The 25,419-nt window shown below is 58.0% G+C and carries 22 protein-coding genes and 1 tRNA gene; 15 read left to right on the top strand and 8 right to left on the bottom strand.

The genetic code is table 11. The annotated features are described in order from the left end of the window. Genes uvrA through HDF15_RS02535 form a run of 5 tightly spaced genes read left to right on the top strand, consistent with a single transcriptional unit; the run spans position 1 to position 6,897 of the window. Positions 1-3,024 (top strand): excinuclease ABC subunit UvrA, encoded by a 3,024-nt coding sequence (gene uvrA, locus HDF15_RS02515; protein WP_184252690.1) that lies wholly within the window; start codon positions 1-3, stop codon positions 3,022-3,024. Next, positions 3,021-4,355 carry a lipopolysaccharide assembly protein LapB gene (locus HDF15_RS02520; RefSeq protein ID WP_184252691.1) on the top strand — a complete coding sequence of 445 codons (1,335 nt, stop codon included), beginning with the start codon at positions 3,021-3,023 and terminating at the stop codon, positions 4,353-4,355. The genes uvrA and HDF15_RS02520 overlap by 4 nt, the downstream gene beginning before the upstream one ends. A 27-nt stretch (positions 4,356-4,382) precedes the next feature. Further along, positions 4,383-5,153, top strand: a complete 771-nt coding sequence (locus HDF15_RS02525) for a TIGR03435 family protein (protein ID WP_184252692.1) — start codon at positions 4,383-4,385, stop codon at positions 5,151-5,153. A 59-nt stretch (positions 5,154-5,212) separates the two neighbouring features. Continuing rightward, positions 5,213-5,923, top strand: coding sequence for a M48 family metallopeptidase (locus tag HDF15_RS02530; protein ID WP_184252693.1), 711 nt, complete (start codon positions 5,213-5,215; stop codon positions 5,921-5,923). Positions 5,924-5,979: 56 nt separating this feature from the next. Further along, entirely contained in the window at positions 5,980-6,897 is a 918-nt protein-coding gene (locus tag HDF15_RS02535) for a TIGR03435 family protein (RefSeq protein ID WP_184252694.1), read from the top strand. A gap of 6 nt (positions 6,898-6,903) precedes the next feature. Here HDF15_RS02535 and HDF15_RS02540 read toward each other — a convergent pair whose 3' ends face one another. Together HDF15_RS02540 and HDF15_RS02545 are read right to left on the bottom strand one after the other, a co-directional pair. Then, positions 6,904-7,620, bottom strand: a complete 717-nt coding sequence (locus tag HDF15_RS02540) for a hypothetical protein (protein WP_184252695.1) — start codon at positions 7,618-7,620, stop codon at positions 6,904-6,906. A gap of 12 nt (positions 7,621-7,632) precedes the next feature. Beyond that, a complete protein-coding gene (locus HDF15_RS02545) occupies positions 7,633-8,511 on the bottom strand; it encodes a prolipoprotein diacylglyceryl transferase (RefSeq protein WP_184252696.1) in 879 nt (292 codons plus the stop codon). Between the two features lie 107 nt (positions 8,512-8,618). On the opposite strand from HDF15_RS02545, the gene hpt reads away from it, so the two are divergent. The 3 genes from hpt (at position 8,619) to HDF15_RS02560 (ending at position 11,724) form a co-directional block, all read left to right on the top strand. After that, positions 8,619-9,182: a hypoxanthine phosphoribosyltransferase gene (gene hpt / locus HDF15_RS02550; RefSeq protein ID WP_014265597.1), complete on the top strand. Its 564-nt coding sequence runs from the start codon at positions 8,619-8,621 to the stop codon at positions 9,180-9,182. A 103-nt stretch (positions 9,183-9,285) separates the two neighbouring features. Next, positions 9,286-10,599, top strand: a complete 1,314-nt coding sequence (aroA, locus tag HDF15_RS02555; RefSeq protein WP_184252697.1) for a 3-phosphoshikimate 1-carboxyvinyltransferase — start codon at positions 9,286-9,288, stop codon at positions 10,597-10,599. Between the two features lie 12 nt (positions 10,600-10,611). After that, complete coding sequence (locus tag HDF15_RS02560) at positions 10,612-11,724, top strand: glycosyltransferase family 4 protein (RefSeq protein WP_184252698.1); 1,113 nt, start codon at positions 10,612-10,614, stop codon at positions 11,722-11,724. 282 nt (positions 11,725-12,006) lie between these two features. Here the strand turns inward: HDF15_RS02560 and HDF15_RS02565 are convergent, their stop codons facing one another. Further along, on the bottom strand, positions 12,007-14,328 hold the full coding sequence (locus HDF15_RS02565; protein WP_184252699.1) for a glycoside hydrolase family 3 C-terminal domain-containing protein: 2,322 nt from the start codon (positions 14,326-14,328) through the stop codon (positions 12,007-12,009). Between the two features lie 212 nt (positions 14,329-14,540). Continuing rightward, positions 14,541-16,352, bottom strand: a complete 1,812-nt coding sequence (locus HDF15_RS02570) for a glycosyltransferase family 39 protein (protein ID WP_184252700.1) — start codon at positions 16,350-16,352, stop codon at positions 14,541-14,543. Between the two features lie 57 nt (positions 16,353-16,409). On the opposite strand from HDF15_RS02570, the gene HDF15_RS02575 reads away from it, so the two are divergent. The 6 genes from HDF15_RS02575 (at position 16,410) to HDF15_RS02600 (ending at position 20,539) form a co-directional block, all read left to right on the top strand. Further along, positions 16,410-17,159: an HAD family hydrolase gene (locus HDF15_RS02575; protein ID WP_184252701.1), complete on the top strand. Its 750-nt coding sequence runs from the start codon at positions 16,410-16,412 to the stop codon at positions 17,157-17,159. 123 nt (positions 17,160-17,282) lie between these two features. Beyond that, positions 17,283-17,367 (top strand) — tRNA-Leu (locus HDF15_RS02580). Positions 17,368-17,634: 267 nt separating this feature from the next. After that, positions 17,635-18,276 carry a hypothetical protein gene (locus HDF15_RS02585; RefSeq protein ID WP_184252702.1) on the top strand — a complete coding sequence of 214 codons (642 nt, stop codon included), beginning with the start codon at positions 17,635-17,637 and terminating at the stop codon, positions 18,274-18,276. Positions 18,277-18,419: 143 nt separating this feature from the next. After that, positions 18,420-19,304: an alpha/beta fold hydrolase gene (locus HDF15_RS02590; RefSeq protein WP_184252703.1), complete on the top strand. Its 885-nt coding sequence runs from the start codon at positions 18,420-18,422 to the stop codon at positions 19,302-19,304. A gap of 174 nt (positions 19,305-19,478) precedes the next feature. After that, entirely contained in the window at positions 19,479-19,853 is a 375-nt protein-coding gene (gene secG / locus HDF15_RS02595; RefSeq protein ID WP_311733018.1) for a preprotein translocase subunit SecG, read from the top strand. A gap of 59 nt (positions 19,854-19,912) precedes the next feature. Further along, complete coding sequence (locus tag HDF15_RS02600) at positions 19,913-20,539, top strand: MBL fold metallo-hydrolase (protein WP_184252704.1); 627 nt, start codon at positions 19,913-19,915, stop codon at positions 20,537-20,539. Positions 20,540-20,890: 351 nt separating this feature from the next. Here the strand turns inward: HDF15_RS02600 and HDF15_RS02605 are convergent, their stop codons facing one another. Continuing rightward, positions 20,891-22,042 (bottom strand): pyridoxal phosphate-dependent aminotransferase, encoded by a 1,152-nt coding sequence (locus HDF15_RS02605; RefSeq protein ID WP_184252705.1) that lies wholly within the window; start codon positions 22,040-22,042, stop codon positions 20,891-20,893. Positions 22,043-22,096: 54 nt separating this feature from the next. Here HDF15_RS02605 and HDF15_RS02610 point away from each other — a divergent pair, with 54 nt between their 5' ends. Continuing rightward, the gene (locus tag HDF15_RS02610) at positions 22,097-22,741 is read left to right on the top strand and encodes an HAD family phosphatase (RefSeq protein ID WP_184252706.1); all 645 of its coding nucleotides are present in this window, start codon (positions 22,097-22,099) and stop codon (positions 22,739-22,741) included. 291 nt (positions 22,742-23,032) lie between these two features. On the opposite strand, the gene ribB is transcribed toward HDF15_RS02610, so the two are convergent. The 3 genes from ribB to HDF15_RS02625 all read right to left on the bottom strand — a co-directional run bounded on the left by ribB (position 23,033) and on the right by HDF15_RS02625 (position 25,408). Further along, the gene (gene ribB, locus HDF15_RS02615) at positions 23,033-24,208 is read right to left on the bottom strand and encodes a 3,4-dihydroxy-2-butanone-4-phosphate synthase (RefSeq protein WP_184252707.1); all 1,176 of its coding nucleotides are present in this window, start codon (positions 24,206-24,208) and stop codon (positions 23,033-23,035) included. Positions 24,209-24,275: 67 nt separating this feature from the next. Further along, entirely contained in the window at positions 24,276-24,503 is a 228-nt protein-coding gene (locus tag HDF15_RS02620) for a hypothetical protein (protein ID WP_014265581.1), read from the bottom strand. A gap of 275 nt (positions 24,504-24,778) precedes the next feature. Continuing rightward, positions 24,779-25,408, bottom strand: a complete 630-nt coding sequence (locus HDF15_RS02625; protein WP_184252708.1) for a DJ-1/PfpI family protein — start codon at positions 25,406-25,408, stop codon at positions 24,779-24,781. Positions 25,409-25,419: the final 11 nt, after the last annotated feature.

The following is a 25,419-nucleotide window of genomic DNA, read 5'->3' on the forward strand; positions in this document are numbered from 1 at the left end:
ATGGCAACACCGGCAGCTAACGACAAGATCGTCATTCGCGGTGCGCGAACGCACAATCTGAAGAGCATCGACGTCGATATTCCGCATAACTCGCTGACCGTGGTCAGCGGTGTCTCCGGCTCGGGCAAATCCTCGCTCGCGTTCGACACGGTGTATGCCGAAGGTCAGCGCCGCTATGTCGAAAGCCTGTCGGCCTATGCGCGTCAGTTTCTCGAACGCATCGAGAAACCCGATGTCGATCACATGGACGGCCTCGCTCCGGCGATCGCGATCAAGCAGAAGAATCAGACTCGCAATCCCCGCTCTACGGTGGCCACTGCGACGGAGATCTATGACTATCTGCGCCTGCTTTATGCTCGCTGCGGAACGGTAACATGCCTACACTGCGGCGGCATCGTTCGCCACGATACCGTGGATGAGATCGTAACCCGCGTGCTCGCACAGCCGGAAGGCACGCGGGTCTATGCACTCTTCCCTGTCGTGCGACGCGAGATCAAGTTCGAGCCCATGCAGGGGCCCTCGGCAGATGCCGAAGCCGCTGTGGCGGGGCCTGTAAAGAAGGCTCCGAAGAAAACCTCCAAGGCAAAGAAAGACGCCGCACCCGTCGCGGTGGATGTGACCGATGCCATCAAGGAGCGGCTGGGAGAGCTTCGCCGCCGTGGCTACAACCGGCTCTGGCAGGCTTCGGAGGACGGTGAAGGCGCGGGCCATATCGTTGAGTTCTCCACTCCTGAATCGCTGCTGGAACTCGATTTCCGTGCTGTCGAGAAGCGGCCGATCTACGTGCTCACGGACCGCCTTGCGCTGTCGAGCGACATCCGCAGCCGCCTGGTCGATGCCATCGAGACGGGCTATCGCGAGGCCGGCGAGATCGTCTTCCGCACCGTTCCGCGCGAGGACGACGAACAGGCCAAGACGCTGCGTTTCTCCGCAGCGTTTGAGTGCTCCACCTGCCATCGCGCCTATCGCGAGCCGGAACCGAGGCTGTTCAGCTTCAACAACCCGTTCGGCGCGTGTCCGCGCTGCCAGGGCTTCGGCAACACCATCGACTTCGATCCCGGGCTCATCATTCCCGATAAGTCGAAGACACTTGATGCAGGTGCGATCGATCCGTGGACGAAGCCGAAGTATCGGGCACACCACGGCGAGATGAAGCGCGCAGCCAAGACCGCCGGCATTCCGACCGACGTGCCGTGGTACGACCTGACCGAGGCGCAGCAGCGCTTCATCGAAGACGGGCAAGGCAGTTGGTCCGGCATCCGCGGCTTCTTCGCCGACCTCGAACGCAAGAAGTACAAGCTGCATGTGCGCGTCTTCCTGTCGCGCTATCGCGGCTATGCCACCTGCCCCGATTGCCGGGGCCAGCGTCTCCGCGCCGAGGCTCGCGCTGTGCTGATCGAAGGCCGGAATATCTGCGAGGTTAGCGCCCTTACGATCACCGCTGCCGAAGAGTTCTTTGACGGGTTGAAGCTCACACCCGCGCAGACCGAGATCGCGGGAAAGATTCTCGAAGAGGTGCGCCAGCGAGTGCACTTTCTCGAGCAGGTCGGGCTGGAGTACCTGACGCTCGACCGCCTGAGCTCCACCTTGAGCGGAGGCGAGTCGCAGCGCATTCAGCTCGCGACGAGTCTGGGTTCACGACTGGTCGGTGCGCTCTATGTACTCGACGAGCCCTCCATCGGCCTGCACGCACGCGACACCGCGAAGCTCGTCACGATCATGGAAGAGCTCCGCGATCTCGGCAACACCATCCTCGTCGTCGAACACGATCCCGACGTCATTCGCTCCGCCGACTACCTGCTCGACCTTGGACCGGGGGCCGGAGAGCTTGGTGGCCGCCTGCTGGCTGCGGGAACAGTTGACGAAGTCCGGAACAACCCGGCATCCCTGACCGGCAAGTACCTGAGCGGACGCGCAAAGATTGCTATCCCGAAACATCGCCGCGAACCGGGCCGCGAAAAACTGCTGCTCAAGGGTGCTCGCATTCATAACCTGCGCGGCGTAGACCTCGAGGTTCCGCTCGGCCTGTTGTGCTGCGTCACGGGCGTCTCCGGCTCAGGCAAATCAACTATCGTGCACCAGGTGCTCTATCGCGCGCTGATGCAGGCACTGGGACAGACCGAAGGCGGCGACCCGGCACACCTCTATCGTGAGCTTTCGGGCACGCAGTACCTGAACGATGTAGTTCTGGTCGATCAGTCGCCGATTGGGCGCACGCCACGCTCGAATCCCGTGACGTACATCAAGGCCTTCGACGCCATCCGCGAACTCTTCGCGGCGCAGCCTGATTCCAAACGCAAAGGACTGTCGGCAGGATCGTTCTCCTTCAACGTCCCCGGCGGACGCTGCGATGTCTGCGAGGGAGACGGCACCGTTACGGTCGAGATGCAGTTTCTCGCCGACGTCGAGCTTCCCTGCGAGGAGTGCAACGGCACCCGCTACAAGGCGTCGCTGCTTGAGGTCAAGTACAAGGGCAAGAACATTCACGACGTGCTTGGCATGACGGTGAAAGAGGCGCTCGTGTACTTTGCAGGCTATCCCAAGATCGTCGACAAGCTCGCGGTGCTCGATGAAGTGGGCCTGGGCTATGTGCGGCTCGGCCAGAGCGCGACGACGCTCAGCGGTGGCGAGGCACAGCGAGTCAAGCTGGCACAGCATCTCGCCTCGGCGCGTTCCGGAGCCTCCGGCGGCGCAGGCAGTGTCAAGAGCGAAGCCAAGCGGGTTGCAAGCCGTATCCTCTACATCCTCGATGAGCCGACGACCGGCCTGCACTTTGAAGATGTCGCCACACTGCTCTCCGCGTTTCGCAAGCTGATCGATGGCGGTGGATCGCTGCTGGTGATCGAGCATAATCTCGATGTCATCAAGAGCGCCGATTGGGTGATCGACATGGGCCCTGAGGGCGGCTCGGGCGGCGGACAGATCGTCGCTACCGGAACCCCCGAAGAGATCGTCAAAGTGACGGGTTCGCACACAGGAAAGTGGCTCGCTACGGTGCTGGGCGACGGAAACGAGAGAGCATGATTCGGCCTTCGATCTTCTTCACCATCGCTTTTGGCGTGACTCTGGGAACAGCGCAGGCGCAGCAGTTGCCCGCAGGCACCCACGCCGCCGATGACCACTCCCGCGAAGACGCCGCCAGCGCTCGTATTCAGGAGGCGGAGACAGCGCTCGAACACCAGGACTACAAGGACGCCTCGGCCAAACTCAAGGTTCTGGCCGCAGAGCTTCCGAAAGATGCGCACGTTCTCTACGATCTGGGCTTTGCGGAAGAGCGAAACGGTGAGGAAGATGCCGCGGCGCAGGCCTACGCCAATGCGATCGCTGCAGACGCAACTCTGGGCGAGCCTCGTGTAGCTCTCGGGCTGTTGGACGCGCGCGCCGGCCGGCTGGAGAAGGCCCACCAGGAGCTGCAGGATGCCGCTGCACTGACCTCAGCGGCTCCTGAACTGCGTGGCCGGGCGCTGCGGGCCCTGGCATCGATGGATGAATCGTCGCACCCGGACGCAGCACGCGATGAGTTGCTGGCGGCAGTGAAGTTGACAGGAGAAGCTTCCAGCGACACGTTAGCCACTGCAGATCTCGCCGCTCGCGCGGGAGACAATGACGATGCAGAGACAGAGTTCCGCCGCGCGATCACTGCCGATCCCCAGAACATCGATGCCGTCGCCGGACTCGCTCATGTGCTCGTGCAGGAGAAAAAGTCGGAAGAGGCAGAGACGGTTCTAACCTCAGCACTGAAGACCCATCCCAATGATCCGCGGCTCGTATCGCAGCTGGCGTCGGTCTATGTCTCGGAAGACAAGGCGCAGCAGGCGATTCCGCTGGTGGAGCAGATGCGCGCGGCCGATCCCCAGCTTGCCACCGACGACAGTACCACCCGCCTGCTCGCCCGGCTGTATGGCATGAACGGCCAATACGAAGACTCCGAAAAGATCTACAAGACGCTCGTCGACCGCAACCCCAAAGACCCGTCTCTGCTGGACGATCTTGCGGACGCGTTCATCCAGCAACAGCACTACCCTGAGGCCCAGGTTCTGCTGGAGAAGGCTGTCGGCATGCGTTCGAACTTTGCTACTCCTGAGGATTGGGGTGAGGCTGCCGGTCATCTGGCCTTTGCAGCCTCCAAGAATCACGATCCGCACGTCACCCTGCAGGCGCTCACAGCACGCGCTACCGTCCTGCCCAACTCACCCTCGTCGCTCTTCCTCGAAGCGACCGCGCATGACACGCTGCACGAGTCCAAGGAAGCGTCGCGGGCTTACCGTGCATTTCTCTCCGTGGCCAACGGCAAGTTTCCCGATCAGGAGTTCCAGGCGCGCCACCGCCTGATCGCGTTGCAGAATGTGAAGTAGACTACGGCAGTGTCTGCGAGGCGTTCTATGGTCGGGTTCAACGGGATCGTCAAAAGGCTTTTCATCCTTGGCGTGCTCATCGGAACTCTCGCGCTGTGCGGCGAGGCTGTTCCCTCTAGCCACGCCCAGACCCCAATTACGTTCGAAGTGGCGTCGGTAAGACTCAGTCCACCAGGTGGAACCGGGCTTAGCTCATTCAACTATTTGGGGACGACTCGATTTACCGCGACGAATGTATCTCTTCCTCTTCTTTTGCAGTTGGCATTTGGAGTCGATGACTACCAGATTCTGCAAAAAACCAGTTGGTCTGATTCAACGCTTTACGATGTCTCGGCGAAGCCCGAGGGAGAAACTGCTCTTACCTATGAGCAGCTCAAGCCCTTGTTGCAGCAGCTACTTGAACAGCGCTTTCATCTGGCGGTTCATCACGAGACCAAGTATGTCAAAGGGTACGTACTGTTAGTAGCCAAGGGCGGCCCCAAGCTACAGACAAGTAAAGGGGAGGCCAACCATCATGCCAGTATTCTCCCCAACGGGTTACAGGGGCAGAACCTGTCGCTGCAGGACCTTGCCTCACTCCTTTCGCATCCGGTGGGACGTCCGGTCGTCGATAAGACAGGCATTCAAGGTAGTTACGACTTCAAGCTCGACTACTCCCCCAACGAATCAACGGATTCCCCGTTCCCCTCGGTCTTCACGGCTGTGACAGAACAATTGGGACTCAGGCTGGAAACCCAACAGGTGCCTGTCGACATAGTGGTGATCGACCATGTCGATAGAGAGCCCACGGAGAATTAGCCTTCACAACCAGCCTCCCCATAGCGTTTGAGCCTCCGCGTGTTAAGCTGACCAAAGCCGTGTCTGTTACCGCTTTGCCATCTGTTTCACCCGAACTCCTCTCGATCTTCGAGCAGGAGTACCGCGAGATTCGCCCGCGCGCTCCCATTCCTGCGCTGGAGATCAAGTTTCGCCGCTTCACCAGCCTCAACACGACGATCCGGTTGCGCGATGGCAAACTCATCGTCCGGCTCTCGGACCTTCTGATCTACGCTCCCGACACAATCCATCACGCCATCGCGCACATCCTGCTGGCCAAGCTGTATCGCAAACCGATCTTCCCTGTTCATGCCGACCGCTATCGCCGCTATACGCAGTCGGAGGTGGTCTCCAAACAGGCGGAGCGCATCCGGCAGGATCGCGGACGCAAGCGCATCAGTACGGCTCAGGGACATCTCTACGACCTGGATGAGGTCTTTGAAGCCGTCAATCTACGCTTCTTCCATGGTCTGCTGGGACGGCCTACGCTGACCTGGAGCGCCCACGTAGCCAAGCGCATGCTCGGCCACTATGACGCGGCGCACAATACCATCGTCGTCAGCCGCGTCTTCGACAGGCCCGGAACCCCGCGCTACGCCATCGAATACCTGCTGTACCACGAGATGCTGCACCTGAAGCACCCCGTGCGTGTACGGGCCGGGCGGCGGTGTGTGCACTCCAAGGAGTTTCAAGCGGAGGAACGGTTGTTTCCTGAGCTGGAGCTAGCGCGGGAGTATCTGAAGCGATTATAAGGAAAAGCGCGATACATTCGTCTGGCAATCGGCTGGCCAGGTGTATAAGGTGCCTTATGGTGAACCCTTTGGGATGCAAACGAAGCTTCGCTCGCGAGCTATTGCTGCTTGTCTCTGGGTGGATCATCTTCGCCGTGCCAGCGGCATTCGCGCAGGCAAGTACGAGTGAAGATGCTACGCATGCTGCCCCTGCGAGCGAGGGCTATGTGCCCACGCTGACGTTTGATGTGGCTTCAATCCGGCAGAGCCCAGAGGCAAGTTCTTATATGGTCACGGGAATGTTCCAGCCTCATTCCAGCTCTGTCCGTATCGTAAACTTCGACGCCATGAATCTTCTTAGCATGGCTTATGACGTCCGATGGGACCAGATAGTGGATATGCCGAATTGGCACCACGCGATGTTTAATATCCAGGCGAAGTCAGATAGCGCCGCCGATGAACGCCTGGCAAAGTTGAGCAAAGGTCAAGAAAAGCTGGAACAACAACATATGATGCAAGTGCTCCTCGCTGACCGCTTCAAGCTGAAAACCCACTGGGAGACGCGAGAAGGTCCGATCTACAATCTGATCGTTGCCAAGAATGGACCGAAATTAAGAGAAGCAAAAAATGAGCCACCAAGTCCAGAAGCCATCAAAATATGGGGTGACAAACCCATGCCACCCATCTATCAGCAAGGCGATAGCCGAACTGGCTTTGATTTCATTGCCTATCAATGCTCAACGGACAAGATAGCGGAAGAACTGGCTGGACAATTTGGCCATCCCGTTTCGAATAAGACAGGGCTTACAGGGAAATATAACTTCAAACTGCGCTACCACGGCATCCACCTGAGCGAGAGAAGTGCAGACGACCTTGACCCCGTGCCAACGCTAGACACAGCGGTTCAGGATCAGCTTGGGCTCAAGCTGGAGCCATCGAAGGGCCCTATTCAGGTTCTCGTAATCGACCACATCGAGAAGCCTTCCGAGAACTAGTAACTGTTATCTCCTGTAAGAGGAAGAACGGCTATTTTCTGATGTCTTACGAATTCGCAAGACATAGCCCAATAGCATTCCTAACCCCGCAAGAGGCAGAAGCAGCAGACCAACAGCGTAGACATAGTCGAACCAACTGTTGCGATAGTCGCAGAACACGTTCCAGAACGGTCGCAAGTGCTGGTGCAGCCCGAGATTCTGGATAGCCTGATTGAACTCAGCCATGCTTTTAAATTGCTGCTTCACACCATTTTTGGCATTCAGTATGAAATATTGATCTTCGGCATCTTCCGAGCGCCCAAAAGACTGAAGCGCAAGACTATCGCTGGTTCCCGAAATCATGTCCCCGTCAACCTGAAGGCGGCGGACATTAGAAACAGTCTCTCCATCCGCTTGTTTTTGGGGGGCGGAGATACTGCCATACTCCGTTACATCGATCATCTGGAGCATGTAGCCGTTTGGCATTGGCGTATACCAACTGTCACCAAGACCTGCATCGCGGTGAAAAATGGTGTCATTGATGACCCAGTAACAAGGGAAAGAAAGCCCACAAAACAGAACGCAACATGGAGGCAGAAGAAGAGAAAATGCCAGTGCTCGTTTGCGACCAGACTCTACATGCCGGGTGAAGAAAGCAACCAGCGCGAACAATACGCCCATGGAAACGACTGCCGCAATGCTGAGCGCACCAGCATAAAAGAGCAGTACGAAGGCAATCCCCATGTCTGGCTATCCCTAGGCCGTTGCAGGGTTGGTTTGTGCCTTCTTGGGTAACGGCGAGGATACAATCGCCTCGTTATTCCGTGTCGCAAACATGACCAGGGCACCGACAACGATCGTTCCGAGCGCGGCGACCTGTGCATTCGACATTGTATGACCAAAGTAGAGCTTCGGGTTGATGCGGACGAACTCCACCAGGAAGCGGCCGATGCCGCTGAGTACAAGGTATTCCCCTGTCAGGAAGCCCAGAGCGAGCGGCTTCGAACCGCGCTTCCAGAGCCACCAGCCGATCACCAGAGCAAACAGCAACTCGTAGACCGGAGTCGGCTGAACCAGGGCGTTCGGGGGATTGGGAGGAACCAGCGCATTCCAGGCCATATGAACGCCCCAGGGGAGCGTGGTGTTGATGCCGTAGTCGCCGTCGCCCGAGGTCAGGCAGCCGATGCGACCCACGCCATAGCCAATCGCTGCCGCTGGCGCCGCGAAATCCATCAACCGCAAGCCCGCGCGCAGCCCGCGCAGACCATTGGGCCTGGCCAGATGCCCCTGAACGATCAGCATGATAATCCCGGCCAGCAGACCTCCAAACCAGGCAAAACCCGCCTGGAACCAACGTAGAAAGCCGAAAAGGATATCCACAGGATGATGCCATCCCGGAAGCATGATCTGGTGCCAGGCGAGAACGAGTTCTCGCGGATTCTCCAGCTCATGCCAGGCCTTTGCGCCCAGAATACCGGCAAGTGTGACCAGAGCGACGATCGTGAGCGCGTCGGCATCTACGCCGTTGCGAACAAAGTTCTTATGCAGTACGACGGTGGCACAGACGGCCGCCAGCCAGAGAAGCAGTCCAAACGTTCCGATATGGAAGGAACCAATATTGATAAACGGGTACATGTCGTCTTCGAGTATATCGGGAGGAGGGGCAAACTCCCGTTCGGATAGCGTCAAGCTTTAGATAGTCACACGTTTTCCTCAGCATGTTTTCGCGCTAACCTACGCCCATGTCTACGAATCTGCCCGAGTTTGTGCCGCCTGGAACAATGGAAGTCCTTTTTTCAAAAGAACAGATCGCTGAGCGTGTTCGCGCGCTGGGCAAAGAAATCTCCGAGGAGTATGCCGGACAAGCCATTGTGCTGATCGGCGTGCTCAAGGGCGCGGCGATCTTTCTCGCCGATCTCGCCCGTTCGATCGAAGTGGACAATACCTTCGATTTCGTCGCCGTCTCCAGCTATGGCCGCGCCCGTGTCTCCTCCGGCGCCGTCAAGCTCATCAAGGACATCGACAACCCCATTGAAGGCAAGCACGTCATCCTGGTCGAGGACATTCTCGACACCGGCCTGACCCTGAGCTACCTGCGCGGCCTCATGTTGCAGCACAAACCCGCCTCGCTGAAGATTGCGACCTGCCTGGATAAGCCGGAGCGCCGTCTCGTGCCGATCGAAGCCGACTACGTCTGCTTCAAGATCCCCAACAGCTTTGTGATTGGCTACGGCATGGACTACGCCGAGCGCTATCGCGGCGTCGAAGACATTCGCATCATGCCGGAGAATCCTCCGGGACACTAAGCAGCAGGAAACAGGAAGTAGCAAACAGGAAACAGAGGGAGAGTTATCTTTCCCGTTTCCTGTTTTCTACTTTCTGTTCATGTGTTGGCTCTAAGATAAAAGTATGTCCTCTGTCTCACACGCTTCAGCCTCCACGACACAGATCGTTCGTCCAGCGCGCAGCCTGCGCGGTTCTCTTACCCTGCCTGGCGATAAGTCGATCTCGCATCGCTACGCCATGCTGGCCGGCTTTGCCGCGGGGACCTCGCGGCTGACAAACTTTTCTACCGGCGCTGATCCCCACAGCTCGTTGGGCTGCATGAAGGCCATGGGCGCACAGGTTGCGCTCGATGGCCGGACGATCTCCGTGACCGGGACAGCCGGCAACCTGCATCAGCCGAAGCACAACCTCGATTGCGGCAACTCCGGCTCGACGATGCGCATGCTCGCAGGGCTCGTAGCGCCGCAGCAGGGTGTGTACACGTTCGTCGGCGACGAGTCGCTGACCGTGCGGCCCATGGAGCGCATTCGCAAGCCTCTTGAGGCCATGGGCGCCCGCATCGAGCTCACCGAAGGCCATGCCCCGATGACGGTCCACGGCGCTCCGCTCAAAGCCATTGACTTCGACGCCCCCATCGCCAGCGCGCAGGTTAAGACCGCCGTTTTGTTCGCTGGTCTGCAGGCACAGGGCGTCACCTCGTTCGCCGAATCCGTTCGCACGCGCGACCATACTGAGCATGCCCTGCGAGCCTTCGGTGTAGAGCTCGAACGGCGCGACGAACGTCTGTATATCCAAGGCGGACAGAAGCTGCAAGCCATCGACGCAACCGTACCGGGCGATATGTCTTCCGCTGCGTTCTTCCTGTGCGCTGCGTTGCTGTTTGAAGACTCGAATCTCGTGCTCGACCTGCTGGGAATGAACCCGACACGCGCTGCGCTGCTGGACGTCATCACCGCTCTGGGCGGCACCATCAAGGTACTCGACGTACAGGAACAGTACGGTGAGATGGCCGGCACCATCCAGGTCAATCGCAGCCGCGGCGGCCTGAAAGGGATCGACATCGCGGGCGCACTCTCCGCGCAGCTGATCGACGAGTTGCCCGTCATCGCCGCCATCGCACCCTACACGCAGGATGGCATCCGTATCCGCGATGCGAAGGAGCTGCGCGTGAAGGAGTCCGACCGCATCGCTCTCGTCGTGAAGAACCTCCGTGCAATGGGCGCGGAAGTTACGGAGCACGAGGACGGCATGGATGTCCCCGGCGGCCAGCGTCTGCGCGGCGGAATTGTCGACTCCGGCATGGACCACCGCATCGCCATGGCCTTCTCCATCGCGGCATTGCGTGCCGAGGGCGAGACAGAGATCCACGGCGCGGAAGCGGCAAGCATCTCGTTCCCCGAGTTCTTTACCTATCTCGACGAACTGGCCGTTCGATAACCCAGGAGGACGATGAGCCGAGAGATCCCGATGAACTCACGCGCCATCGTCCTGACCGAGATTGAGGCGATGGGCGGTGCGGAGCGCAGTGTCCTCGCACTGTCGCGCTGGCTGATGCAGCACGATCTTCCGCACCACTTCGTCACCTACGTCGACCATGTCGACATGGCAGCTCACGCAGGCCATCCCATCGAGGTCGTGCAGCTTCATCCGGAGATGCGCGCGACGAAGAAGATTGCCGCCCTGCGCCGCTATTTCTCCGCAAGGCCCCAGGCCCCTGCTCCGCTGATGTCAGGCTTTCAGCCAGCGCTGCACGCCACACTCGCTGGAATGCGCGGCTTCCACTGCCTGATGCACGATACGCCGAGTCTCTTTGAAGACTCGAGCCAACTCACCGCCAAACGGCGCCTTGCACGCTGGGTCTCCGACAAGATCGCCGCACACGGCCTGCGCAGCGGCGGCCATACTATCGTCACCAGCGAGTACCTCCGCGATGAGACGCGGCGCGTCTACGGGGTGGAGGCCGACATCGCACGCATGGGTGGGCTGAGCGATCCCCAGGCCTTCCATCTGCGACCGGTACAGAGCGAGTTGCGGATGTTGAGCGTGTCGCGGATCGAAGCCAACAAGAGAATCGACTGGATACTGCGCGCCCTGGCAGCATTGGAGAATGCCTCTTCCCCACTCTCATCGCAGTTGAATTGGACTCTGGATATCACCGGTCGCGGCTCACAGATCGAGGCGATGCAATCGCTGGCCTCCGAGCTTGGACTAACCAACCGCGTTCATTTCCTCGGATACATTAGCGATACCGAACTGCAGCAAATCTACGCGCAGGCCCATCTGTTCCTTATGCCTGCCGTCCAGGGGTACGGCATTCCCGCGATTGAGGCTCTCGAACGCGGCCTGCCGGTGCTGCTGCATCGCGAGTCCGGCGTGAGCGATATCCTGCGCTCAACGCCTTGGGCCACGGTCATCGAAGGCGGTGAAGAAGGCATGTTGCCTGGGCTTCGGAGCGCGATTAGTGGCGTGGTTCGCGGGATACAACTCGAGGTTCCACTGCCACCGCTTCCAACGGAAGACGAGTGGGCGGAACGCGTGGCGGCGCTCTGCGAGTGGCTTTAGAAGCCGCTTCCCCTATAGATATACGGCGATGTTGCTTTTCTGGTTGTCATTCCGAGCGCAGCGAGCGAATCTGCTGTCTCCCGTTTTTGCCAGCGCCGCCGCAAACATTTATGCGAAGGCTACAACCATGCCGCAGTTCTAATCCACATATCTTCTGGGTAGTTCGAACGAAGAACGGGAGACAGCAGATTCGCTCGCTGCGCTCGGAATGACAACCAGAAAAACAAATGCAACTGCGATCATACCTCCGGGCTGTCCGAAGGCATTCCCTGATTCCCTGCCTCAAGGCTGAAGCTCGAACTCCTTCGACAAGTCCGCCTCGGAAGATCCACCTACCCACACCGTGTACTTCCCTCCCTCGACAGCCCACTTCTCATCGGCATTCCAAACCGCCAATTCGGACCGAGGAATCTTCAGGGTCACCGTTCTGCTCTCTTTTGGCTGTAGCGGTATACGGGTAAAAGCTTTCAAGGATCGCACCGGAGTCTCTACGCTGCTGAACTGCTCGCGCAGATAGACCTGCGACACTTCGTCTCCTGCCCTGGTCCCTGTATTCGTAACGGTGAAGGTGACGGAGACGTCTTCATTGGACTTTGCAGCCGGCGGCGTGACCTGAAGATCACCATAATGAAAAGTCGTGTAACTCAGGCCATAGCCAAAGGGAAACAGTGGTTGGCTATCGTTATCGACGTAGACCTTTTTCCTGGTAAGGTCCGAGTCATAAGCCCTGGAAGGATCCGTGTTGTAGTAGTCGGGGATCTGGCCCACCGTCTTGGGGAAGGTAATGGTGAGCCGGCCCGCAGGATTGTTGTCTCCAAAGAGTGTCTCCGCAATGGCTTGACCGCCGAATTCGCCGGGATACCAAGCCTCGACGATCGCTCCAACGTGGGACTTGGCCCAGCTGATCGTGAGCGGCCGTCCGTTCTGCAGCACCAGCACGACGGGCTTATTAGTCGCCGTAATCGCTTCCAGCAGTTTTTCCTGTTCCCCCGGCAAGTCCAGCGAGGTTCGGTCGAAGGATTCGCCTGAGATACCCTGCCACTCTCCGAGGCCCATAATGACAACGTCTGCCGACTTGGCTTTGGCGACTGCGGAGTCGATATCTTTGCCCGAATCGAACTCTACCTGCACATGAGGCGCTTCAGCCTTTATGCCCTGCAGGATGCTGATGTGAAGGCCATGGCTCTCCTCCTCGTAATCTCCGTAGCGAGCGACATCTGCATTCGGGCCAATCACAGCGATTCGTTGGACGGACTTTGAAAGTGGCAATAAACCATTCTCGTTTTTGAGCAGTACCAGTGACTCCCGCGCAGACTGCAGGGAGACATCGAGGTGAGGCTTCGAACGATACGTTTTCGCATTGAGGGCTGGATCGACGTAGGGATGATCAAAGAGACCCAGCGAGAACTTGAGACGGAGGACCGCTGAAGCCGCTCTATCCACATCGGCCTGAGGCAGGCTGCCTTCGTGTACGCAGTCGATGAGAGCTTTCTGAAACACATCGTGGTCGAAGTCGTAAAACTGCATATCGACCCCGGACTTGATCGCCAGACACGACGCCGCCTTGGGAGAAGAAGCCACCTGGTGCAGTTGGTAGAGACGCCGAATTGCACCCAGATCGGAGAGCACCAGGCCTTGAAAGCCCCATTCCTGGCGAAGGATGGTCTTCAACAGGTAGGGGTCCGCAGTCACGGGGATGCCGTCGATCTCATGGTAGGCCGCCATCGTCGCCATCGCGTGACCTTCCCGGAACGACGGCTCGAAGGACTTAAGCATCACGCTGCGCAACTCGCGCTCACCGATATGAACGGGAGACGTGTTCGTGCCGCCTTCCGGAGAGCCGTGAGCGGCAAAATGCTTCGGCTCCGCAACTACGTTGTGATCCGTGTTGAGACTTTCGCCCTGTGCTCCCCGCACATAAGCCAGTCCCATCTGACCGGTAAGATAAGGATCTTCACCGAAGTCCTCTTCTATGCGGCCCCATCGCGGGTCACGCGCGAGATCGAGCACCGGGGCAAGAATCATCCCTACACCGGTAGCGCGAGCCTCAGCGGCAATCGCGGCTCCTGTTTTCTCTGCGACGGAAGGGTTCCAGGTGGATGCGAGATTGAGCGGTGCAGGAAAGACCGTTCCGGTATCAAAACCATGCAACCCCTCTTCTATAAAAAGAGCCGGGATATGCAAGCGAGTGTGTTCAAGAACCCACTTTTGGATCGTGTTGTATTGCTCAGGTGTAGGGTCCAGATCATGAATCGCACCAGCTCCCAGTCCGCCCAAGAGAGTATCAGCCTTCGCCGGACTAAAGGGCGACTGTTTGGACGGCAGCGAGTTCTTAGGCCCGCGATCAAGAAAACTGTCCGTTCCGCTATAGAAGTCGAGTTGCCGGACCTTCTCCTCGAGAGTCATCCGGCCCAGGAGGTCTGCCAAACGCGTTTCGATCGGCAGATTGGATTGCTCGTAAACCAGAACAGTCTTCGTCTTTCCAGAAGAAGCAGTCGATTGGGAATACACGGGAAAGAGGGCCACCGAAGACAGGCATACGCCAGTCAGCACCAGAAATCTATTTTTCAGGGATGAACAACCGATGATTCCCTTCCAGTTCACAGTCTCTCCTTGGTTGTGTATGACAACGGCCTCTTAGCTCTCAATACAGAAAAGGCCCTCAGCGAGGGACCTCTTTGCCTTATTTGTATCCATCTTCCACACAAAACGATAACGTTCACAAAACTGATTCAGAGAGGCTCGCACGTAGGCGTTGTTCATACGGTGAGTTGATGGAGCGCCCTTTATAGCAATCCAATTCTTAGGGTGTCAACTTACCGGGAGCGTCGCACATACAAACGTATCGGGTTATCTCCGGGCTGGAGACAGAAGGTATCCACCAGTTGATACTCCGCTGCAAGTGTATCGAGTACCGCGACGAGATCGCGTTGCCCGCTGCGGTTTCCGTTACGCCAGACAGCTTCTTCAAGGCGAAGCTGGGCCTCGGTAGGCCGCGCATAGAGCAGGACAGCAGGCCGGGCTCGCAACACGCGGCTGGACTCCTCTCGCGCGAAGCTGTCGGGAACCACATCGATGTTGTGCGAACCCGACCACGTCGGCGGATTCTTTCCGCTCAGAACATAGAGCAGGCCCATCTCAGGATAGGTAAAGACCGTATCGCCCGCTCCAGCCTTCGCTCTCATCGTCGAGGCCGCCACATCCAGAAGACGCACAGTCTCCGGTGGCAGGCGCATGCCGCGCAGCATAGGCTCTGTGGAGGGCTGCGTGGCAAAGCGAACGGCGGGTTCATCCTGATGGTCGAAGCTGAACGGCAGATCCAGCTTTTCGCGCACCGCAAGAAAGACCATCGCTGCGATCACCAGAAAGAGAAACCGCCTGCCCCAACCCTTTGAACCCTCCAGAACGGCAGCAAGCAGTAGGGCCAATCCCGGAAGAGTCATGGCTTCAAACGCCGGCCACGAGAGAGAAAGCGTTACAGCCACAGACCATCCGACTCCTGCAAACAAAACGATCTGCCAGAGGCGCGTATCCACTCTGCGAGCCTTCAGTCCATACCCAAGAACCACCGCACCCAAAACACTATCGGCCAGCAGAACGTAATACACGGAACACTTCGAGAAATCGTTGAGAGCAGGCAACGCCGTAAGATCGAGCGCCACAGCCAACCCGATCACCGCAAACACAACCAGCCAAAGATAAAACCAGCGCACAGGAGGACACTCTTCACTTCTCCTGGTACCCGTTACCGAACGCCAGATAGCGCAAGCACTCAGCACTATGGCAATCAGGGCCGGGATCACCCAGGCCGGATTGTCCGCAGCGACAGAAAACTCGCGCGTCAAAAAAGCATGCGGAGCGGAGGCCTTGGCCGAGGGGCCGCTCACAAAGAGCATCGTGAGGCACGCTCGCAGAAGACCGAGACGATGGAGATAGATCCCTAACGCGAGTACAGGCACGGCAAAGCCACCCAGATAGGCCATCGCCCACCCTATGGAGCTCCTGATCCCACGCAGTTGAAAGATTGCAACAGCTCCAAGAGCCAGCACAGCGACCGTCGATCCGAGCCCCACCGTCTGCTTCGTCAGAGAGCTGAGACTAGCGGCCACTCCAGCCAGAGCTGCCAAAAGTAGGCCTCTCCGTGTGTGTTTGGTTTCCAGAGAGAGACTCGCCAGAAAGCCGCACAAGATCGCGAAGAGAATCGCGTCGTGATTGTAAGAAGCCAGCGGGTCCGTGTGATCGCCTGCCGAGACGATGATCGTCACCAGAGCGGCGATGGCCGAGGCCCAGGAGCTGAAGATCCGCCGCAGCCACGTATACAGCAGCGCTGCAATCGCCAATCTTTCCGCCACCCCAGCCAGACGAGTCACCAGAAGTGTCTTGCCAAAGATTGCAAGTTCCAGTGCCGACTTGATCTGATTGAGCGGGGGGCCCGCCGTATAGTAATCGCGATACGGGAGCTTGCCGGCCAGGAAGGCTACGCCGCCACTGAACTCGCCGTCTCCCGAGCGAAGCCCGGCAAATCGATTGAAGTAGGTAAGGAAGAAGATCGCCGCAAGGGAAAGGAGAAAAGCCAGGGGCCAGGCTCCATCGCCCTTCTTGCTCTCCTCGTATGCGGCTTTATCCATGCTGGCGAGAGTACCATCGCACCCAATTGGCGCGTCTGCGTTCATTACAATGAGCGCATGAGCTCGATCATCGCAGGAACTCCAACCGGCTCGCAAGCTGAGCTTCCAGCTCGCGCCCTCAACCAGACGCTCCTCTTCGACGCGGACGACACGCTGTGGGAGAACAACATCTACTTCGAGCGCGCGATTGCAGCGTTCATCTCCTATCTCGACCATCGCGTGCATTCGCCCGAAGAGGTCCGCGAACATCTGAACACCTGCGAGCGCGCCACCATTGCCGCGCATGGCTATGGACTGCAGAGCTTTCGCCGATCGCTGGTCACCTGCTTTGAGCAACTCACGGACTCCGTGATCACCCCGGAGAAGCATGCACGCATCGTGTCCTTCACCGAGTCGATCTCAGCGGCGGAGATCGAGCTGCTCGACGGCGTCTCCGAAACCCTCAAAGAACTGAGCCTTCGCCACCGGCTCATCCTGGTCACCAAGGGAAATCTGGAAGAGCAGACCGACAAGCTCGAGCGCTCGGGACTGCGGCCCTTCTTTTCAGCCGTGGAAGTTCTGGCCGAAAAGAACGAAACGGCCTACCGTGAACTCGCCGCACGCCACAGTCTCGATAAGGCGAACACCTGGATGATCGGCAACTCGCCGAAGTCGGACATCAATCCGTCCCTGGCGGCCGGACTCCATGCCGTGTTTGTTCCGCATGATTTCACCTGGGTGCTGGAGCACGAGACCGTCGACGCTCCCACCGGCAATGCAAAGCTGCTTGAACTGGCCGGCATCGCGGAGCTTACCCGCTATTTTTAATATCCACCGCTGCCGTCTTCAAATCAGTGATCCACAGGGGTTTGAATGCCCCGCCGAAGGTGCTATACTCAACTACGGATTGCACGTCACTCCTGTCGCACTTTCGCGTGTGTCAGGCTCCATGCGGAGGTGGCGAAATTGGCAGACGCACTAGCTTGAGGTGCTAGCGCCGCAAGGCATAGGGGTTCAAGTCCCCTCCTCCGCACCAATCCAAAGTTTCAAGTACTACGAAGGTCAACCGGAATCGGTTGGCCTTCTTTTTTCGTCACGACGACGGCTGCAGAAGATTGAATGCAATGCACCGCATGATGTAAGGGGCAAACCTCGCCCTTCAGAGTCTGCTCAATTCCCCTTCAGGCAAACGCGAAGCTTTGAGGCATCGATCTCTCGAATGCGAGCGCATGGGAATAGATCACCGGGCCAGGTGTTATTTCTCCAGGAACGAGATCTACAAGCTCTTAAAGCTGGAGAAGCAATGCCCATTATCGAACCGAATTCATTGAACGCAAACCTCCATCCAAGCAGCCATGTGATGGATCTCTACAAAAATAATGACAAAACCGAGTTTCTCCACGAGATATTTAAAGATCTCGCAATTGATGAGTTTCGGTTTCCCACTACAGGCCTCGATGGCTGCATAGGACGCAGTAACTGCATCTCGAAGGCATACATTCCTCCCGCCAAGAGCGGTAGTCTCCCATTAGCTTTTCACCTGAACTTCACATGTGTTCCAACCTCCTTTCGGGGTGCGGAGCTCAATCTGAAGATTACCCAATTTCATCTGACTGCCCGGCGATCGACGGCTCAAAAACTGATTAACAATAATGGCCCGTCTATTTTGACTGCCGCAGATTCAATTCATATAAGCAGAACAACCGAATGGGGTCGCCCCAACAACATGAAGAGTCTTGTTCAAGCTCTTGACAAAAGCGAAGCGGACTTGAGGGCAGTCTTGAGGAAGGAAGGTTTCGACAAGGCTTTTATGGAATTTACCGTGTTCCATGCGAAGAAACAGATGACTGAGCGCGTATCGCGCAACCTGGGAACGCCCATAGAGATAACGTGGAACGATAGTGACGTTACTTTTGAAGCAACAGGCACCAACGAAGAAGAATAAGGCGGAATCATTGTGGCCCTGGCTTCTGATGCAGTGGCCTCTTGTGTAAGGCTCTCCGTAATCAGCACCACACAAGAGGCACGCTGCAAGAGGACAATCAATAAAACCATCGACGATGGAACAAGGAATATAGGACAGGAATCATGAGTCCCAAAGAACGCCTTATGGAAGATCACACCGTCAACCTCAATGGAGTCGATCTTCATTACAGGACTATCGGCAATGGCCCGGCACTCTTTCTTGTGTCTCCGGGCTGGGGAGTAACTTCCGGCTACTTGCAGCGCGCTTTCAGCTCCCTGGCCAGGCACTTTAAGCTCGTCTTTATCGATAGCCGAGGCAGTGGACTTTCAGGCCGTCCAGCCGATGCCACGCACATGGGAAGTATCGATATGGCAGATGATCTTGAGGCCCTGCGGGAGCATCTTGACCTCTCACAAATCAGCATCCTGGGCCACTCCAACTCTGGCGCCATTGCTCTCTCCTATGCCACTCGCTATCCTGACCGCGTGAATAAGTTGGTGCTCTGCGACAGCCAGGTGCTGGGCTTGAGCGCGGCTGCAGACACACAACGAATCCTCCAGGATCGATCTACCGATCCACGGTTTGAAGAGGCTACAAAAGTTGTATCGGCATTTTTTACAGGACAGATCAACCCTGCCTCAAGCGATGAGAGCCTTGAATCATTCATTGCTCAGGTTCTGCCGCTCTACCTTTACAGCCCGGAAAAGTCGTTATCTCTGGCCCGCAAGCATCTGTCCGGTCCCATCTCTTCCTATGCCTTCACCTCTCAATTTGCAGCGGACAGGGCTGTCCCAACGGACCAGACCAAATCTCTGGATGCGATCAAGGCAAAGACACTCATCCTGGTAGGACGGCATGACTTTATCTGTCCTGTGGCCTTATCGGAACGCCTGCACGAGGGCATCCCTGAATCTTCGTTAGTGATCTTTGAGAAAAGTGGACACTTCCCCTGGCTGGAAGAAACACCCGCGTTCTTCGCAGAGCTGGAGCGCTTTCTGCTCTCATAAAGCTGCTCTTGGGGAGAAGTCGAGCTATGCAACAGCTTGTTGACACACGGATCGGAAGGGCCTGCACAGTTCGACCTCACAAACCGGGACGCTACCAATAAAATCAATCACATGACACCGCACGATAACCGGTGATAAACTTACATCGAGATTGAGGAGCTAACGCCGCAAGGCATGGGGGCACATCCCTCCTCCGTACCAATCCACTATTTCAGGACTCTGCCGCAGTTGCGGCCCGAAGGCAACGCTCGAACCATGATCATTCTTCTCGTTATTCTGCACGTCGTTGTCTGCTTGTTCCTTATTGGCGTTGTTCTGGTACAGCAGGGTAAATCGGCCGACCTCGCCGGCGCCTTCGGCGGTCAGGGTTCTCAGACGGCTTTCGGTCCTCGTGGCGCAGCCAACCTGCTGACTCGCCTGACCACTTGGTCCGCCATCATCTTCATGCTGACCTCCATTGGCCTCACGGTCATGATGTCGCGCAATGCCGGCGGCCACTCCGTGTTCTCGGGCACGCCGTCGAGCCAGACGACACCCGCCAAGAAGTAACCCATTTTTAGCATCGACAGCGCAGGCTACCCGCCTGCGCTTTTGTTTTGGAGACAACATTGATTCGCGAGACCCTGGCTGTCGGACTTCTTGGATGCAACTGCACCGTACTTGGTGACGAGGCTTCGCGCGAGGCCATCGTCGTCGATCCGGGATACGATATCCCGCGCATCCTGGCCGTGCTCGCGAAGCATCAACTCACCGTGAAGCAGATCGTCGTGACCCACGCGCACATCGATCACATCGCCAGCGCCTTCGAACTCAAACAGATCACCGGCGCGCCGATTCTCTACAACCAGGCCGACTTACCCCTCGTCGCGATCATGGAGGAACAGGCTGCCTGGATTGAGGTCGCCGTCCCCGAGGTCAAGCCGCCCGATCACTCTCCCGCCGACGAAGAAAAGATCACCGTGCGCGGAATCGAGGCCACCGTGCTGCACACTCCTGGCCACACCGAAGGCAGCCTCTGCCTGTACATTCCCACTGAAAACCTGTTGCTGGCAGGAGACACCCTCTTTGCGCGCAGCATAGGACGCACCGACCTCCCCGGCGGCAACACCGCCAAGATCCTGGAGAGTATTCGGGAACGCCTGCTTCCCTTGCCCGACGCAACCCTTGTGGTTCCCGGCCATGGGCCGACAACGACCATCGTGCGGGAGCGGACATCCAATCCCTTCTTGATCTGACGCCCGTTCCGAATAGCGCGAAGCGCAAACCGTGACGCTTTAGCGTCGCGGTACGGAGGGTAAGGGAGGCAATCGCCTTTAGGCTACAGAATCAAGGGCAGACCGAGAATCGGGCTTTAGCCCCAGGCCTCTTGTCCGCAGTCGAAAGAAGGCCCGGGCCTAAAGGCCACATCTTCGTCAGGCCTGAATTCCGTAGCCTAAAGGCTACGGCTCCCTCCGACTCCCTGACGCTAAAGCATCAGGGAACGCGCTTCGCGCCATAGATGGCCACACGGCTTCTTCGACGAACTAACGGCTCATCACACTAGAGCTAACTTCGGAAAGAACTCTCTACACCTCTACGGAACACCTTTAGTCGATGGGCAAGCGCTCTAAACCGCTCTGCCAGATCGACAACGGCGTCAACAAACTAAGCACTACGCGCCCTTCAGGCAAGCCATAAAACTCGCCTGGCTGGACGATCACCCCTTGCCTCAGCGCGGCCTCCGCAAAGGGCCTTCCCTGCACGGTTCGTGGCACTCGCAGCACAGCCGTCCATCCGCCCTGCATCGCGAGCCTGTTGGCCTGCGTTCCTGGTAGCCGCGCATCGAGCATGGCAAGATTCGTCTGCATCCGTGCTCGAATCTGCTGTTGCAGATCTCTCCGTTCAGCCAGCCAATGTGGCAGGGCCCTCTGCATCGGTGCATTCATCGAAAGGAAGGTATCGGCGATCACCTCGATGCGTGCCATGGCCTCGGACACGATTGTGTCTGGCCCCGTTGCCGCGATCCACGAGACCTTCATCTGCGGCAGGCCACAGACCTTGCTGAGACCGCTGAGCACAAAGGTCAGCGCCTGCGAGCTATCTGCCGCAAAGCTGGGCGGCGTAGTCTCGGCAACCGAATAATCGAGAAAGACCTCGTCGACGATCAGGGCAAGGTTGCGCCTCGCGCAGAGATCGTCCAGCGCAGCACGCTCGGCATCGGAGGCAAAATTCCCTGTCGGATTGTTCGGATGAACGATAACGATGGCGCGCGTTCGTGGAGTGATGGACTGCTCCAGCGAATGAAAATCAATGTGCCAGCCGTGATCGTAGAGCAGCGGGTACTCGACGAGCCGCACATCGTCCAGCCGCGCGATGAAGTCGAACAACGGATAACTTGGCCGCGCGATCAGAACTTCGTCGCCGGGGTCGCAGAGCAGTCGAAAGAGAAAGCTGTAGGCCTCACTGGTACTGGTCGTCAGGCAGATGCGTTCGATGGCGATCTCAGCCCCTGCGTCGCGATAGTACTGCGCAACAGCCGCACGGGCAGTAGACATGCCGAGCGGGTCGGGCTCGTAGTGCATCGCTTCCAGTTGCCCCAGGGGCTTAAGCAGCGCTTCAGCGTCGTAGGTAAAGCCGCAGGACGTCGGATTGGACACCGTCAGATCGAAGAGCTCAGCGCCGGAGCTGTAAGCCTCACGCACCGCGACGGTGAAATCATTCTCCGCAAGGTTCCAGTTGGTTCGTGTCGAAAAGTTCATGTTGCTCTCTCGAGGATACGCGTCCACCCTCGATTCTCTTACAATCGCTGAAGGATGCCCCTCTCAAAAGCAACGATCCGCGCCGTCCTCTTCGACTTCGGAATGGTTCTCTCCGGCCCCCCGGACCCAGCTTCCTGGGAACGCCTGAAGCGCGTCTTCTCCGCCGACGAAGCGAGCTTCCATCAGGCCTACTGGAGCCATCGCGACGACTATGATCGCGGCACACTGACCAGCCGGGCCTACTGGCAGATCGTTGCCGACGATCTGCACCAGCCTCTCACCCCCGAGGCTCTGGCCGAGCTCGTCGCTGCGGACATCGGCCTCTGGACGCAGCCGAACCAGGCAATGATCGACTGGGCTGCCAGCCTGCAGCGCGCGGGGATCAAGACCGGAATACTTTCCAATATGCCCGACGCCATGGAAGTAGGCATCGTGCAGACCTTCGCCTGGCTCGCGGACTTCGACCACCATACCTGGTCCCACAGACTCCTGCTCGCGAAGCCGGAGCCTGCGATCTATCATCACGCAGCCGAAGGGCTCGGACTGCCACCGTCAGAGATTCTGTTCATCGACGATCGCATGGAAAATATCAAAGCGGCAGAGGCTGTGGGGATGCAGGCCATCCAATACACAAACCATGCCGCGTTCGTTCAAACGATGAATGAGCGCGGATTCGGCTCGCTGCTGAATATTCTTTAGGATGTCATGCAACTGTGTTTCAGGATTTGGCCATACTTTTGGTTTTGAAGGGGCGGGGCTTCAGCCCCGCCGTTGAGCCAACGCAATAAGTAAAGCGGCTTCAGCCGCGGAGGGAGCTAGGGGCAAGGGCTCTGTCTCTTGGAATATCTTTGCCCTTAAGAAGCACCTGAGCTTGCACAGACATCGTTCCCTCAGTGACTAAAGTCACTGTATCCGGCGGCTTCTAACGGCGGGGCTGAAAGCCCCGCCCCTTCAAAACAAAACCCGCCTTCTACGTTAAAGCTCTTCCTCTTACCGCTTGACCGCCTCTACCGGAATCGACACCTGATCTACGATCTCGATGCCGAACCCCTGCAGCGCAGGCACATGCGTGCGATGGTTGCTCAACAGCTTGATCTTCTTAATCCCAAGATCGGAGAGGATCTGTCCGCCAAGACCAACCTGGCGCAGGATACGATGCTCCTTGTCGCCCGGTCCTTCATTGCTGCGGCCTTCTTCGCGATGGAAGCTCAGACGTCCCGGCTGCACGGTGCGATCGATCCCGAAGCCGCGCTGCGTGTGATGCAGATAGACCAGCGCCCCGCGTCCGGCTTCGGCGATGGCTCGTAGCGAACCCTCGACGACCGCGCGGCAGTCGCACAGGCTGGCGGCAAAGATGTTGCCCGACAGGCAATGCGTGTGCACGCGCACCAGCACGGGATTGTCGACGGTTCCCTCTTCCACATCGCCATACACGAGAGCCACGTGGGATTCTCCGCCCTCCACTTCACTCTCATAGGCGATCATACGGAACTCGCCAAAAGCCGTGGGCAACATAGCTTCCGCAACGCGCTTCACGTAGCGCTCATGCTGCAGCCTGTAGCGGATGACCTCGGCGACCGTGATCATCTTGAGCTCATGCACGCGGCAGAACTCGATCAGGTCCGGCACACGAGCCATCGTGCCGTCTTCGTTCATGATCTCGCAGATCACGCCTGCCGGAATCAGCCCTGCCATGCGCGCCAGGTCGACCGAAGCCTCGGTCTGCCCTGCACGAACCAGCACGCCGCCCTTGCGCGCGCGCAGCGGAAAAACGTGGCCGGGACGCGCCAGGTCATGGGCCGTCGTCGTGGGGCTAATGGCCACTTGAATTGTGTGGGCACGGTCGGCGGCGGAGATGCCCGTCGTCACGCCTTCGCGCGCCTCGATGGACTCCGTGAACGCCGTTCCGAAGCGCGAGGTGTTGTCCTGGGTCATCGGCCCGAGCCGCATTGCATCAGCCCGTTCCTCGGTCAGCGTCAGGCAGATGAGGCCGCGGCCGAACTTGGCCATGAAGTTGATCGCCTCAGGCGTGCAGAACTCCGCTGCCAGGGTCAGGTCGCCCTCATTCTCGCGGTCTTCGTCGTCGACCACGATGATCATCCGTCCGGCTTTCAGCTCCGCTACCGCTTCCGCTACATCTACAAAGCCATTGCCGTGTTCTGCCATGTCTTTCCGGTTCTCCGCTTCAGTAAAAAGCCGCCCTTGCGGACGGCTTTGATGTTGGTTTGATGCGTTAGAGGGTCGACTCGATCTCGAAGCCCCAGGCCTCGAGCAGAGCCTCAGGAATGTACTTGGAGTTCTTGTTGCGACGAGCCCACTCGCGCAACCGCGTCGACCGGACGTACTGGTCGGGCGTCAGCTTGTATTCCTTTACGACCTGCTCAAACGATGTGATGGTCGGGACGACGGGGCCAATCGGCTCCGGCTTGCCCCAATTGGGATTGCCACGGCGTTTTGCCATGTAAGAGGTTCCTCGCTTTCCACGCAACGGACTGACTGAAAACCATTACCAAATCCGCAACTTCCTATTCTACCGCCGGTTTGCGGTGTAAACAAGACGTCAAGATGCTGACTTTTCGCTGCAAATCAGGGAACCTGGACTAGAGGAAGCCCTTACATCCAATCATTCTTCGCACCGGAATCGCGCGTGATCCAGTACCGATAAAAAGAATCTAGACCATCCCAACCCTTGGGTTGTCATCGAGTTGTCATCTAATTGTCACGAATCAAACCTGTTTACCACGTCAACGTGCAGGCCGGCGTTGGCGGGATAGAGCCTGAGACCGGCGGCTTGGGAAAGTACTGCGTTGTTACCTGGACCTGCTCCGCGGTGGCTTCGTCGTATAGCAGCGTAATCAGCTTCAAAGCCTCATCCAATCCGGAAGAGATACCACCGCCTGTCAGACGGTTTCCGGACACGACAAAGCGTTGGTGAGTTGTATCGACTTCAATCTCTCGAAACTCCTGCAGACATCTCACGAACGCCCAGTGCGTGGTCGCTCTGCGGCCATCGAGCAGACCTGCACGGGCAAGCAGCATTGCGCCCTCGCAGACGGAACAAACCCATTTCGCATGAGCCGATACTTTCCGCAGATACGTGAAGTAGTGTGAGTCTGGATCCTGCAACATCTTCTGGAGCGCTGTCTCGATGCCACCTGGCACCCAGACAATATCCAACTTCGGAGTCTCCCGGAAGCTGGCGTGGGCATGGAACCGCACGCCATTTCCCGAGGTTACCGCGTCTCCGCAGGCGGAGAGAATCAGGGTCTCCAGGCCTTTGCTTTTATCGACCCAGCTAAACATCTCGTAGGGGCCCATGACATCGAGCAGATCGACACCTTCATAGGCCAGGATTCCCAGCTTCATTCCCTGCTCCT

Origin of the sequence: Granulicella mallensis, from assembly GCF_014203225.1 — a bacterium.
In the GTDB taxonomy this organism is placed as follows: domain Bacteria; phylum Acidobacteriota; class Terriglobia; order Terriglobales; family Acidobacteriaceae; genus Granulicella; species Granulicella mallensis_A.

What these genes read in the sequence shown, in the direction of transcription:
- HDF15_RS02525 (WP_184252692.1), top strand. Translation starts at nt 4,383, where the DNA reads ATGGTCGGGTTCAACGGGATCGTCAAAAGGCTTTTCATCCTTGGCGTG.
- HDF15_RS02610 (WP_184252706.1), top strand. Translation starts at nt 22,097, where the DNA reads ATGCCCCTCTCAAAAGCAACGATCCGCGCCGTCCTCTTCGACTTCGGA.
- HDF15_RS02590 (WP_184252703.1), top strand. Translation starts at nt 18,420, where the DNA reads ATGAGTCCCAAAGAACGCCTTATGGAAGATCACACCGTCAACCTCAAT.
- aroA (WP_184252697.1), top strand. Translation starts at nt 9,286, where the DNA reads ATGTCCTCTGTCTCACACGCTTCAGCCTCCACGACACAGATCGTTCGT.
- HDF15_RS02540 (WP_184252695.1), bottom strand. Translation starts at nt 7,620, where the DNA reads ATGGGGATTGCCTTCGTACTGCTCTTTTATGCTGGTGCGCTCAGCATT.
- HDF15_RS02625 (WP_184252708.1), bottom strand. Translation starts at nt 25,408, where the DNA reads ATGAAGCTGGGAATCCTGGCCTATGAAGGTGTCGATCTGCTCGATGTC.
- HDF15_RS02545 (WP_184252696.1), bottom strand. Translation starts at nt 8,511, where the DNA reads ATGTACCCGTTTATCAATATTGGTTCCTTCCATATCGGAACGTTTGGA.
- HDF15_RS02575 (WP_184252701.1), top strand. Translation starts at nt 16,410, where the DNA reads ATGAGCTCGATCATCGCAGGAACTCCAACCGGCTCGCAAGCTGAGCTT.
- ribB (WP_184252707.1), bottom strand. Translation starts at nt 24,208, where the DNA reads ATGGCAGAACACGGCAATGGCTTTGTAGATGTAGCGGAAGCGGTAGCG.
- HDF15_RS02535 (WP_184252694.1), top strand. Translation starts at nt 5,980, where the DNA reads ATGGTGAACCCTTTGGGATGCAAACGAAGCTTCGCTCGCGAGCTATTG.
- HDF15_RS02560 (WP_184252698.1), top strand. Translation starts at nt 10,612, where the DNA reads ATGAGCCGAGAGATCCCGATGAACTCACGCGCCATCGTCCTGACCGAG.
- HDF15_RS02520 (WP_184252691.1), top strand. Translation starts at nt 3,021, where the DNA reads ATGATTCGGCCTTCGATCTTCTTCACCATCGCTTTTGGCGTGACTCTG.
- HDF15_RS02585 (WP_184252702.1), top strand. Translation starts at nt 17,635, where the DNA reads ATGCCCATTATCGAACCGAATTCATTGAACGCAAACCTCCATCCAAGC.
- HDF15_RS02620 (WP_014265581.1), bottom strand. Translation starts at nt 24,503, where the DNA reads ATGGCAAAACGCCGTGGCAATCCCAATTGGGGCAAGCCGGAGCCGATT.
- uvrA (WP_184252690.1), top strand. Translation starts at nt 1, where the DNA reads ATGGCAACACCGGCAGCTAACGACAAGATCGTCATTCGCGGTGCGCGA.
- hpt (WP_014265597.1), top strand. Translation starts at nt 8,619, where the DNA reads ATGTCTACGAATCTGCCCGAGTTTGTGCCGCCTGGAACAATGGAAGTC.
- HDF15_RS02605 (WP_184252705.1), bottom strand. Translation starts at nt 22,042, where the DNA reads ATGAACTTTTCGACACGAACCAACTGGAACCTTGCGGAGAATGATTTC.
- HDF15_RS02570 (WP_184252700.1), bottom strand. Translation starts at nt 16,352, where the DNA reads ATGGATAAAGCCGCATACGAGGAGAGCAAGAAGGGCGATGGAGCCTGG.
- secG (WP_311733018.1), top strand. Translation starts at nt 19,479, where the DNA reads ATGGGGGCACATCCCTCCTCCGTACCAATCCACTATTTCAGGACTCTG.